We start from the raw sequence: 12,318 nt of genomic DNA on the forward strand, positions 1-12,318 counted from the left end.
TATTGGTATGAAAGAGGAAATCACAAAAGTGTTAACGATGGTGCAAGAAGGAAAAATAGATGCTGATAAAGGGGCAGAGCTGATCCAGGTGTTAAAAGAGAAGGAAGAGAAAGAAAGTAAGCAGCCCGAATCATCAAGTAAGTATATGGAAAAAGTACTCAAAATCCGTGTAAAATCAGCTGAAAATGATAATGTCACAGTTAATCTACCAATCAAACTTGTCAAAGTGGTGTTGTTAGCAGGGCATAATATTGCAGCGAGTATACCTGAGTCTGCGAAATACGTGAAAGATATTGATATTAACTTAATTATCGAAGCGATAGAAAATGAATTGGACGGCCAAATTGTTGATGTGAAGTCAGCAGACGGAGATACCGTTTCAATCTTTATTGAGTAGTGACATCCTATGCTGAAAATTACGGTGAGAACAGAAGGTATGCGATTAACGATTCCAGTTCCTCATGCTGCATTGAATATTGGGTGCTCTATTCTTTTATCCAAAGTGTTTCAACGGCATGTATATGCGGGAATCAATCAACAACTGCAAAAGAAAGAAGTTGATTTTATCATCCCACAAATGGATAAAAAATGGCTGAAACCTATTCTGAAAGAAATGAAGAGTCATAAGGGCTTGGTATTAGTAGATGTAGTAGCGAATGATGGAACTGAAGTGAAGGTGAGACTGTAACTTTAAGGGAAGTGGTTATATTAATTCCAGTTCCTTTTTTTTATGTGTTAGCAGGGTAAATAAAATTTATGAAAATTGGTAACTAAAAAAAGAAGTAATTAATAAAAAAGGTTATACCCATAACTTCCTCCTAAATAAATCTAATCGCCATACTAATCATATAGATGATATGTAAAACCGCTCTTAATCTAAAAGAGGAGAAGAAGTAAAAACAAAGGACGGTGTATTGGTGTGGAATGGAGTAAAGAGACGGAAATGTTTATTATCTTTATGTATTACGTCCTACCCGCAGTAGTGATTGGCTTGATTATTATTGGGTTTGTGATACTATTCCGTAATTTAATGAAGTATAAAAGCAATAAAAAATAGAGAAGATGTTTGAAGAAAAACCTGCATCTTAGTTCGACGCAGGCAAAGATTTAGAACGCTTTATTAAAAGATAAGTGGATACTGTTCCCCAAATAAACAATATGAAATAAAAGAGCCTTTGAAGTAATCCTGAAGGGAGAGGAAAGAGTGGAACAAGGGAAATCAGAATAGTAATGAATATTAAGCTTGCTGTGCAAGAATATGTCCATTTTCTAATGGCTGTCAGTTTCTTAGCGAAAATGAGTAGGCCTGGAAATACGGTTATCATAGCGATCCATACGAGAATAGAGTGCCCTAATAAATTGACATCAGCAGGGATTAAGCCTGAGATAAAGGTAGAAATGCCTATTAAAAGGATAAACGATGTTGCCATTCGATTAATCAATGATTTGCGTAAGTATTGCGAGAGATATAGTACTCCGATACAAAAGGTTAATCCATTAAATAAAAAGAGTCCATTCATTCCCACATGATGGGGGGAGCATATTTCATAAGGTGCGAATGCATAAGTGAATTCACCGCAGGTAGTTACACCAAGGTCACTCATAGCATGATGTAAATAGCTATAAGACGCTGTTGAGGTAAAAATGAAGAAAGGTTCAATAAGAAAGTATAGGCAAGTCATCCCCCAACTTAAGAAGCCTATTCTATTTGATATATACATGAGATTCCTCCTGAGAGAAAGTTTATGTATATTTTATATCCATTATTTACTAAAGAGTATGGGCTATTTGTGTATATTGGTTTAAGGCTTGAGGCTGAAAAGCGTTAAGTGGCCTCGCTATTCCTCGCTTTTCATACGTTTATGTTTTTCATGAATGATTTTTTTATTTAGTATTTTCACTGTTCCCACCATTAACAATCTCATATCTTCTACAATGTAGTTCGCTAGATCTTCATCTGAGATCGTATCTTCGTCAATATCCAAGCGAAAATCTTGTCCTTGTAAGCCTCCCCCATTGGTAAATTCTATTTCGAAGTCGAATTGTACGCGTTTATCCATTATATTGCCCCCTCCCTTATTATTGTTTTATTCATATTCGTTTAGGGGGCATAAAGTGACCTTCTTATACAAACCATCTTATTCCCCGATATGATAAACTATAAATGTCAAAATTAACTGTTGTTTGAAAAGCAGTGTGTAAACATGCTATAAGTGAAGAAGGTATATTTGATAAATAGATATCTCACCGTGAGAGGATTGAATACATGATGAAAGAAAATTTTTGGCGTGAGTTGCCACGCCCATTCTTTGTGCTTGCACCGATGGAGGATGTGACGGATGTTGTTTTTCGTCATGTCGTTAGTGAGGCAGCACGGCCAGATGTGTTTTTTACTGAATTCACAAATTCGGAAAGTTATTGTCATCCTGATGGACAAAAAAGTGTTCGTGGTCGCTTGACTTTTACAGAGGATGAGCAGCCGATGGTGGCGCATATATGGGGAGATAGACCTGAGAATTTTCGTGAAATGAGTATTGGTATGGCGGAACTAGGATTTAAAGGCATTGACCTTAATATGGGCTGTCCTGTGCCGAATGTTGCTGGAAACGGTAAAGGTAGCGGATTGATTTGTCGTCCGAATGTTGCTGCTGAGCTGATTGCTGCGGCAAAAGCAGGGGGACTGCCTGTTAGTGTTAAAACAAGGCTCGGTTATAGTGAAATCGACGAATGGCGTGATTGGCTCACGCATATTTTAAAACAAGATATTGCCAACCTCTCGATTCATCTTCGGACGAGAGAAGAAATGAGTAAGGTAGACGCACACTGGGAATTGATTCCAGAAATTAAAAAGCTCCGTGATGAGGTAGCTCCTGATACGCTGTTAACAATTAATGGTGATATTCCTGACCGCCAAGTGGGATTAGAGCTGGCAGAAAAATACGGAATTGACGGTGTAATGATTGGCCGAGGTATTTTTAAAAACCCATTTGCTTTTGAAAAGGAAGCCAAAGAGCATAGTAGTAAAGAATTATTGGACCTATTAAGATTGCATCTCGATCTTCATGATCAATATGCAGGGTTGGAGCTGCGCCCGTATACCGGCCTTCATCGTTTTTTCAAAATTTATGTTCGAAGCTTTAAAGGAGCGGGAGAATTAAGAAATCAGTTAATGAATACAAAGTCAACGGATGAAGCACGTGCGTTGCTTGATGATTTTGACAGAATAAATCATTCATAAGAGAAAAGATGAATGTTTACTTCTTTTTATCGATATGATATGATACTGGTAATTAGATTCCATATGAATTTGGAGAGGTGCATTTATGAGTGCAGTAGGTTCTAAATAGGCAATTAAAATTTGAAATGAATGTAATAACAAAAGGGGAAAAAATTCTTAATGATTCCCTGCTATTTGTTATGGATTGATTTCAACCTATGAAGATACCTACTATACTTTATAAAGCATGTGATGAACAGGGATAGCTATGCGATGGTTAATGACGTCCTCTTGCCTTATAAATGTAAAAGCTGCGGGGTATCCCTGCAGCTTTTTCTGTCTAAAAATCTATCGGAATCTAATAAGTAGGTGTCTTCACAATTAAAAAATGAGTGAGGAGCATCGAAATTGAATAATATGACATTTGAAAAACTACAATATAACGAACTAAAACAAATTGTGCAATCTTATTGTGTGAGCGGTTTAGGTAAAAGGTTAATCGACAAACAAGAACCGAGTACAAATATAAAAGTGGTGAACAACCGCTTACAGGAAACTACTGAGGCCAGAGCAATCATAGATGCCGAGGGCCATATTCCTTTTGTAGGTATTACAAACATTGAAAGCATCATTAATTCACTTGATAAGGACATTATTTTGCAACCGAGTGATTTAGTTAGCTTATCCGACTTTTTACGAGGCTGTCGCAAAATCAAACAATTCATGGAAAGCAAAGAGTTTTTCGCACCAACGCTTGCTTCTTATGCTCAGTCGATGTCTGAAATGAAGACAATAGAGGAAGAGATCAATTTTACGATTAAAGGCAGTCGAATTGATTCTTCGGCAAGTAGAGAGTTAAAAAAGATCCGCTTTAAAAAAGAAGCGACAGAAGAAAAAATTAACGAGCGTTTAAATAAATTTTTAAACAATGGGACGAATAAGAAGTATATCCAAGAGTTCTTTATTAGTAAAAAAGATGACAGATATACAATTCCAATTAAAGCCTCTTATAAAGGTCAAGTACCAGGTGCCATTATTGAAGTGTCTTCGAAAGGTTCTACTGTATTTATCGAACCACAGACCGTTTCGAAGTTGAGTGCAGAATTAGCAAGCCTTAAAGTAGAAGAAGAGATGGAAGAATACCGAATATTAGCGACACTATCTGGGATGATAGTAGAAGAGTTACAAAAGATAAAAGTAAATATGGAGTTAATTAGCCAGTATGACATGGTATTTGCGAAGGCGAAATATAGTAAGCATATTACTGGCATACAGCCAAAGGTCAATGATCATGGCTATATTAAAATAGTGAATGGTAAGCATCCCTTGTTGCCGAAAGATGCCGTACCCCTTCAGTTTGAGATTGGTAAAGATTATAGAAGCTTAATCATTACCGGACCTAATGCCGGTGGAAAAACAATTGTATTAAAAACAATTGGGTTATTAACTTTAGCGACGATGTTAGGAATTCATATTGCGGCAAAAGAGGGAACGGAGATCGCCATTTTTGAACATATTTTCGTTGATATTGGCGACAATCAAAGTATAGAAAATGCATTAAGTACGTTTTCATCTCATATGAAAAACTTGTCGGAAATCATGAACGCCTCCAATCATCGTACTCTTTTATTATTTGATGAAATTGGCAGTGGTACTGAACCGAATGAAGGAGCAGCACTTGCAATTGCGATACTAGAGGAATTCTATCATATGGGCTGTCTAACCATTGCAACAACCCATTATGGGGAAATCAAACGTTATTCAGAATTGCATAGTGATTTTATGAACGCAGCGATGCAATTCGATCAGGAAACTTTATCACCGTTGTATCAGTTAGTTATCGGGAAATCAGGAGATAGCAACGCATTATGGATTTCTCGCAAAATGAATATGAAAGAATCCGTATTAAAGCGAGCAGAAGCTTATATGGAGAATAAAGATTATCAACTAAAGCAAGTGAATCCAGATAAAGTACGTCAGCCTAAACACAAGGGCGAAGCAATTACAGCAAAATATGATTATAAAAAAGGTGACAGAGTAAAACTATTGGATCATAATGACTTTGCGATTATCTACAAAGAAATGGATCAATTCTATAATGTTGTGGTCTACTATAAAGGAGAAATGGTTGAAGTAAATGTAAAACGAATTACCTTAAATCTCCCAGCACAGGAACTATATCCAGAAGGTTACGATTTAGAAACCTTATTCACTGATTTCGCTACAAGGAAATTGGAACACGATATTAACCGCGGTTCGAAGAAAGCCTTACGGAAAATTCAGAAGGAAATGCGGAAAAAATAAAACAATATTGATGTACCCGAGTCCATATATAAGGATTCGGGTTTTTCATATTTAGTAACAACTTAAAATGGTGAGGAGTTTAAGAAAGTGAGCTGAGCCAAAGGAATTAGCGCGTTCATCCAGAGAGAAATCGCACGTGTTCAAAAAATGGTACATAGGCGAAATCTGATGCTATTTGATCTTCATTACCGCACCCTCACTCCATTCATTCCTAAGAAGCACCCAATAACTGAAAAGGTATCGTTTGATGAATTACGACCAAAGACCTAGCGGAACTTTAGACTCTAGCTAGTTAATCAGTCACGATTCCATTTGTATGATTATCTTAAGCAATCGGAAAAAATGGTGGCTATCGGGATTTGTTTATATTTCCTTCGTTGGCTAGAGGAGAGACGGTTATGAGTTTAAGTAACAAAAAGGTTTATATTTTACTAACAGATACAGGTACGTACTTTACGAAATTGATAAAAATCTATACAAAGAGAAGTTATAATCATGCATCTATCGCCTTTGATTATGAATTAGCAAAAGTATATAGTTTTGGCAGGAAAAAGCCACGGAATCCTTTTATCGGTGGGTTTGTAGTAGAGAATATAAACAAAGGGTTGTTGAAACATGCGGATTGCATCATTTATTCTTTCACAGTAAATAATGAAGAACTGAGGAAAATGGAACAATATATTACTACAATCGAATCCGAAAAGGAGGATTATCGTTATAATCTCTTTGGTCTATTTGGTGTGCTGTTTAATAAACCTTTGAAAAGGAGAAAAGCTTTCTTCTGTTCTCAGTTTGTAGCTTCAGTCATCCACGCTACTGACAGCATCGAATTTGAAAAACCGCTATCATTAATCACTCCGTATGATCTCCGCAATATCCCCTTTATACAGGTTGAATATGAAGGGAAGCTGAAAGAGTATTTGTATAAGGAAATAGAACAACCTGAAGGAGAAGATTCTTTTTTTGTCTCAATATAGTGAATGGGTTTTAAATTTTCCTTGTCATATTTTCTAACAGATTCATTGCGTCTCTCTATGTGATAGGTATCATAGAAGCTATAACTGTGATCACATATCACATAAAGGAGGTGACGATCCCATAAATGCGTAAAAGCGAAGTAATTACTGTCCCCACATTATCTCAAGAAGTGTATAAGCGTCTCCGAAAAGACATCATGAATGGTATATTCCCGCCAGGTAAAAGAATTTCTATTAGAAAATTAGCCTACCAATTGAATGTCAGTACAATGCCGGTTAGAGAAGCATTAAATAAATTACAATCAGAGGGATTTGTCCATTTTGAACGGAGGAGTATTTTTGTTAGGCAGCTTTCATCGCAAGAATTAATTGAATTATTTGAAATTAGATTAACATTAGAGAAAATGGCCTTGGAATGGTCGTATAAACATATTGATAGTGTAGCGTTAGCTAGGTTAAGCGAAATAGTATTGGAGATGGAAAGGAAACTGACATCACCGGCGGAATGGAATGAGTTAAATAGACAGTTTCACACGTTGATATATACGTATGCCCAGTCGAAACCGATGCTTGAGATGTTGAGTATTGTCTGGGGAAGGGTGGAGCCATATATGAATATATACTCTACCAAACTAGATTATTTAATTATCTCTCAAAAAGAACATGAGCAATTGCTAGAAGCACTCATTAAAAAGGATATTGCAACATTACACCATGTATTAACGCTTCATATTCGCCAAACAAAAGAAGCAATCTTAGAAAAACTAGAAAAATAGCAAATTACATAGAGTAGGTGAAAAAGAATGAAAGAAAATGCAAGTGCCTTTGTGAAAGATAATCTTATACTGGAACCAACAGGTAGTGGTCCGCTTAATGGGTTGACGTTTGCTATAAAGGATGTTTTTGAAATCGAGAATTACAAAAATACTGCAGGAAATCCTCATTGGTATCATACCCACGAACCCGGACAACAACATGCAACAGTTATAGAATCCTTATTAAAAAATGGCGCACGCCTGCAAGGTACAACACATACGGATGAACTAATGTACAGTTTAAACGGGGAAAATTATCATTACGGTACACCGGTTAATCCTCGTTCGCCTAACCGTATTCCTGGAGGTTCATCGAGCGGTTCAGCTGTTGCAGCTGCATCAGGACATGTAGATTTTGCAATAGGTACTGATACAGGTGGATCTGTCCGTATTCCTTCTTCTTACTGTGGAATTTTTGGATTCCGTCCGACGCATGGGGAAGTAAATATGAATGGTGTAATTCCGCTTGCTAAAAGCTTTGACACAATCGGCTGGATGTCGCAAAACTTAGATACCTTATTAAAGGTAGGAGAAGTGCTGATAAGTAATGAGGAAGTAAAAGATAACCCTTTTTCGCATGTCTATTTTGCAGAAGAGGCTTGGCAGCTAATTGATGAAGAAAACAAAGAAATATTGCTAGACAGTTTAAAAGGTGTCTCTAAACAAGTTGTAAACATTGCCGCTGATGGATTAGCAAAATGGTCAGAGTTGTTTAGACTCATTCAAGGAACGGAAATCTGGCAAGCGCATGGTGAATGGATTAACGAGGAGCGCCCAACTTTCGGACCTGGTATCGCCGAAAGGTTTCAATGGACATCCACTTTAAATCCAAGTGAACTTCCAGCACTACTGGGAAAACAAAATGTAATTAGAGGTCAGCTTTCATCGCTACTTAAAGAGGATGGTATCTTAGTCATTCCTACGGCACCAGGCGTTGCCCCGTTGAAAAATTTACCAAGTGAAGAGTTAGAACAATATCGAAACCAGTTAATGCAACTCACTTGTATCGCGGGAATAACGGGCCTTCCGCAGGTCACTATTCCGTTTGAAAATAAAGACGGCCTGCCAATAGGCCTCTCTTTTATCGCCAATCACCACCAAGATATTGCTCTCATTAAATGGGTTAGGGAAATGATGTTTGCTAAAAGGAAGGTGAAAAGATGAGTAGTTCCAAACAATCGTACCGTCCAACAACGATGGCGACAAATGGAATGATCACAACGCCACATTATTTAGCTTCTCAAGCGGGATTGAAGGTATTGCAAGCTGGCGGTAACGCGGTGGAAGCGGCAATTGCTGCATTATCCACCATTGGTGTTGTTTACCCTCATATGAATGGGATTGGTGGCGATAATTTCTGGCTTGTGTATGATGCGAAGCAAAAAAAATTAAAGGCATTAAATAGTAGCGGTCGTTCGGGCGAAGGGGCAACAATCCCGTTTTATCAACAACAAGGTTATAGCAAGATTCCTTCAAGAGGGGCTTTGGCTGCCAATACCGTTCCTGGTGCAGTCGCTGGTTGGGAAAAAGCCTATCAATATTCACAGAATCATATGAATGGCACGGTTGAATGGTCTGAGTTATTGCAGACATCTATTCATTATGCCAAAGATGGATTTCCTGTCACTCCTAGTCAAGTGTATTGGACTAATCTCAATTTAGATGACAAGGATAATGAGTTCCGTCATCTCCAACGTTTTACTGAATTTCAAAAGGTTTTTTTACAAGCAAATGGTCTTTCTTATCGGGCCGGTGACATTATGAAACAGCCTGATTTAGCAAGAACATTAGAAGGGCTAGCTGCGGAAGGTGGTTCGTTTTTATATGAAGGTGAATTAGCGAAGTTGATGACAACTGACCTGCAACTTCACGGGGGAGTGTTAACCATTGACGATTTGAGGCATCATCAGTCCAATTGGGTAGAACCAATCTCTGTACGTTATCGCAATCATCAAGTATTCAATGTCCCACCTAATTCTCAGGGCTTTGCATCATTATCCATCTTAAATATTTTGAATCAATTTCCACTATCAGAAGTAGAAGAAGGCTCTGCTGACTATTATCATTTATTAGCGGAGGCAACAAAGCGGGCTTTCGTTGATCGTGATCAATACTTGACTGACCCGGATTTTGCTACGATCCCTTTAGATGAAATATTGTCTCTGAGAAGAGGAATCCAACTTGCCGAATCAATTGATTTTACTAGCGTAAGGGCATTTGAAAAACAACTTGATCCTAAGGGGGATACGATTTGGCTAGGTGTTGTTGATAAAGAAGGCAACGCAGTTTCGGTTATTCAAAGTATTTATCATGAGTTCGGATCAGGCTTTATTCCGAAAAATACAGGTATCGTACTGCAAAATCGAGGCAGTTATTTTTCTTTGGACGAAAGTCATATCAATTGCCTGCAAGCAAGAAAGCGAACATATCATACATTAAATCCCGCGATGTTATTTAAAAATGAACAACCTTATTTAATTTATGGAACGATGGGAGGGGAAGGGCAACCACAAACACAAGCGGCTCTTGTTACGAGAATAATAGATTACAATTTTCCGATTCAATCAGCCATTGAGGCACCGAGATGGTTATATGGCCGAACATGGGGCGCAACATCTAACAGCTTGAAAGTAGAAGGAAGAATAAGTGCATCCATTTGCTTAGAGCTCGAGAAAAGAGGACATGAAGTAGAAGTATTAGAAGACTTCACAGATGTAATGGGGCATGCAGGTGCTATTCAAATTAATCAACAGACTGGTGTAAAATATGGCGGAGCCGATCCTCGCGGTGATGGAGTTGCCAGTGGATATTAGTAGATAAGAGCAAGAACTGGCGAATAAAGAGGTCGCTGAAAAAAGGTCTTTATCATCTTTATTGATGGTAAAGACCTTTTTAGTTGCAGTGAAAATGAGAATTTGCTCAAAATTTGCTGTGTGAATGATATTTGCGCATAAGTCTCAAGTTACAATAGATTATTGCGTACAAATTGAATTTACGCGCAACAGGGATGGGAAAAGAAGAAGAATTGCGAGTAAGTCGAAAATACGTGCAAAGGCCAGGAGGAAGAGGAGAAGAACTGCGCGTAAATTGAAAATACACGCAAAGGCCAGGAGGAAAAGCAGAAGAACTGCGCGTAAATTGAAAATACACGCAAAGGCCAGGAGGAAAAGTAGAAGAACTGCGCACAATTCGAAAATACGCGCAAAGGCCAAGAGGAAGAGCAGAAGAACTGCGCGCAAGCCGAAAATACGCGCAAAAGCCAGGAGGAAGAGCAGAGGAATTGCGCGCAAGCCGAAAATACGCGCAAAAGCCAGGAGGGAGAGCAGAAGAAGTGCGCGCAAATCGAAAATACGTGCAAAAGCCAGGAGGGAGAGCAGAAGAAGTGCGCGCAAATCGAAAATACGCGCAAAGGCCAAGAGGGAAAGCAGAAGAACTGCGCGCAAATCGAAAATACGCGCAAAGGCCAAGAGGAAAAGCAGAAGAACTGCGCGTAAATCGAAAATACGCGCAAAAGCCAAGAGGAAGTGCAGAAGAACTGCGCGCAAATCGAATATACGCGTAAAAGCCAGGAGGAAAAGCAGAAGAACTGCGCGCAAATCGAAAATACGCGCAAAGGCCAAGAGAAAGAGCAGAAGAATTGCGCGCAAACCGACTATACACGCAAAGGCCAGGAGTAAAAGCAGAAGAACTGCGCGCAAATCGAAAATACGCGCAAAAGCCAAGAGGAAGAGGAGAAGAACTGCGCGCAAATCGAAAATACGCGCAAAGGCCAAGAGGAAGAGCAGAAGAATTGCGCGCAAACCGACTATACACGCAAAGGCCAGGGGTAAGAGCAGAAGAACTGCGTGCAAATCGAAAATACGCGCAAAGGCCAAGAGGAAGAGCAGAAGAACTGCGCGCAAATCGAAAATACGCGCAAAGGCCAGGAGGAAAAGGAGAAGAACTGCGCACAAATCGAAAATACGCGCAAAGGCCAAGAGGGAAAGCAGAAGAACTGCATACAGCACCAATATACCTACATATTCCAATATGTACTTCGTAAGTTAGACATTAAAAGCGAGATTTTAAAGCCTTTTTACTTCTTTTTATCAGATTTTATATTGGCGCGAGTTCAGGCTAAGTTAAAGCTCAAGATATTGCCACATTCGCCTGTAACAGACTTCAATAGCCAAAAGGATGAGTAATAAACGATGAACCTTTTGGGCCGCCTATAACATTAGTTTCTTTTTTTTGTTAGATAATCTTACAATAAAAAACTTAATTTAGTCATGATAGACAAAAATAATATTTAAGTTTGTACTGTCTGTCTAATGTGTATAAGAAAGGAACGATATATAATGAGAGTATAAATTCACGTTAGTTTTTATGACATCACATGTGATTTGTTTCCTATTGAAAAGGAGAGGTGTGACATGGAAGTAGTTAAAGGCGAAGTTGTCTCTTTCCAACATGTTGATAAAGTGTATCACTCAGGAACAGTGGCTTTGAGTCAGTTTGATTTATCAATAGCAGATGGAGAGTTTATTAGTTTTCTAGGTCCTTCTGGTTGTGGAAAATCGACTGCCTTACGAATGGTTGCTGGTTTAGGGGAGGCGACAAATGGTCGAGTGAAAGTTTTTAACCAAAGTCCTAAGGATGTAATCAAGCATTCGAATGACATTGCTTATGTCTTTCAAGAAGCTAACTTACTTCCATGGCGTACTGTGCTTGATAATGTTCTTCTTCCCCTTGAGATACGGGGGATTAATAAAGAGAAAAGAAAAGAGTGCGCAGTCGAGGTGTTAGAGATGGTTGGCTTAAAGGATTATTTGCACGCTTATCCTCGCCAACTTTCTGGGGGCATGAAAATGAGGGTTTCCATTGCTCGAGCCCTTGCTGCTAAGCCTAAATTATTGTTAATGGATGAACCGTTTGCTGCGTTAGATGAAATGACTAGACAAACATTGCAAATGGATCTTTTGCAAATATGGTAAAAAGAGAAAGCAACCATCTTATTTGTTACACA

Annotated in this window: 14 protein-coding genes; 12 read left to right on the forward strand and 2 right to left on the reverse strand. The window is 38.5% G+C overall.

Annotated elements, in window-relative coordinates:
- The first annotated feature begins 7 nt into the window (after positions 1–7).
- The 3 genes from MKX67_RS03950 to MKX67_RS03960 all read left to right on the forward strand — a co-directional run bounded on the left by MKX67_RS03950 (position 8) and on the right by MKX67_RS03960 (position 1,057).
- Entirely contained in the window at positions 8–397 is a 390-nt protein-coding gene (locus tag MKX67_RS03950; RefSeq protein ID WP_322910146.1) for a hypothetical protein, read from the forward strand.
- Between the two features lie 9 nt (positions 398–406).
- Entirely contained in the window at positions 407–688 is a 282-nt protein-coding gene (locus MKX67_RS03955; protein ID WP_322910145.1) for a hypothetical protein, read from the forward strand.
- A 231-nt stretch (positions 689–919) separates the two neighbouring features.
- Entirely contained in the window at positions 920–1,057 is a 138-nt protein-coding gene (locus MKX67_RS03960; protein ID WP_157733793.1) for a hypothetical protein, read from the forward strand.
- A gap of 28 nt (positions 1,058–1,085) precedes the next feature.
- On the opposite strand, the gene MKX67_RS03965 is transcribed toward MKX67_RS03960, so the two are convergent.
- Together MKX67_RS03965 and MKX67_RS03970 are read right to left on the reverse strand one after the other, a co-directional pair.
- Complete coding sequence (locus MKX67_RS03965; RefSeq protein ID WP_342488884.1) at positions 1,086–1,721, reverse strand: hypothetical protein; 636 nt, start codon at positions 1,719–1,721, stop codon at positions 1,086–1,088.
- A 117-nt stretch (positions 1,722–1,838) separates the two neighbouring features.
- Positions 1,839–2,060 (reverse strand): cyclase, encoded by a 222-nt coding sequence (locus tag MKX67_RS03970; RefSeq protein ID WP_224934451.1) that lies wholly within the window; start codon positions 2,058–2,060, stop codon positions 1,839–1,841.
- Positions 2,061–2,269: 209 nt separating this feature from the next.
- Between MKX67_RS03970 and MKX67_RS03975 the strand changes: the two genes are divergently transcribed.
- From MKX67_RS03975 to MKX67_RS04015, 9 genes are all read left to right on the forward strand, one after another.
- The gene (locus MKX67_RS03975; RefSeq protein ID WP_342489252.1) at positions 2,270–3,238 is read left to right on the forward strand and encodes a tRNA-dihydrouridine synthase; all 969 of its coding nucleotides are present in this window, start codon (positions 2,270–2,272) and stop codon (positions 3,236–3,238) included.
- Between the two features lie 387 nt (positions 3,239–3,625).
- Positions 3,626–5,521 carry an endonuclease MutS2 gene (locus MKX67_RS03980; RefSeq protein WP_342488885.1) on the forward strand — a complete coding sequence of 632 codons (1,896 nt, stop codon included), beginning with the start codon at positions 3,626–3,628 and terminating at the stop codon, positions 5,519–5,521.
- Between the two features lie 398 nt (positions 5,522–5,919).
- Positions 5,920–6,498: a hypothetical protein gene (locus MKX67_RS03985; RefSeq protein WP_342488886.1), complete on the forward strand. Its 579-nt coding sequence runs from the start codon at positions 5,920–5,922 to the stop codon at positions 6,496–6,498.
- Positions 6,499–6,623: 125 nt separating this feature from the next.
- Positions 6,624–7,274, forward strand: coding sequence for a GntR family transcriptional regulator (locus tag MKX67_RS03990; RefSeq protein WP_342488887.1), 651 nt, complete (start codon positions 6,624–6,626; stop codon positions 7,272–7,274).
- A 27-nt stretch (positions 7,275–7,301) separates the two neighbouring features.
- Positions 7,302–8,477 carry an amidase gene (locus MKX67_RS03995; RefSeq protein WP_342488888.1) on the forward strand — a complete coding sequence of 392 codons (1,176 nt, stop codon included), beginning with the start codon at positions 7,302–7,304 and terminating at the stop codon, positions 8,475–8,477.
- Positions 8,474–10,126 carry a gamma-glutamyltransferase gene (gene ggt, locus MKX67_RS04000; RefSeq protein ID WP_342488889.1) on the forward strand — a complete coding sequence of 551 codons (1,653 nt, stop codon included), beginning with the start codon at positions 8,474–8,476 and terminating at the stop codon, positions 10,124–10,126. The genes MKX67_RS03995 and ggt overlap by 4 nt, the downstream gene beginning before the upstream one ends.
- A 467-nt stretch (positions 10,127–10,593) precedes the next feature.
- A complete protein-coding gene (locus tag MKX67_RS04005) occupies positions 10,594–10,875 on the forward strand; it encodes a hypothetical protein (protein ID WP_342488890.1) in 282 nt (93 codons plus the stop codon).
- Between the two features lie 75 nt (positions 10,876–10,950).
- Complete coding sequence (locus MKX67_RS04010; RefSeq protein ID WP_342488891.1) at positions 10,951–11,355, forward strand: hypothetical protein; 405 nt, start codon at positions 10,951–10,953, stop codon at positions 11,353–11,355.
- Positions 11,356–11,725: 370 nt separating this feature from the next.
- The gene (locus MKX67_RS04015) at positions 11,726–12,286 is read left to right on the forward strand and encodes an ATP-binding cassette domain-containing protein (RefSeq protein ID WP_342488892.1); all 561 of its coding nucleotides are present in this window, start codon (positions 11,726–11,728) and stop codon (positions 12,284–12,286) included.
- The last annotated feature ends 32 nt before the right edge of the window (positions 12,287–12,318 follow it).

The sequence above is a fragment of the Cytobacillus sp. FSL W7-1323 genome, from assembly GCF_038595015.1.
GTDB classification, from domain to species: domain Bacteria; phylum Bacillota; class Bacilli; order Bacillales; family Cytobacillaceae; genus Cytobacillus; species Cytobacillus kochii.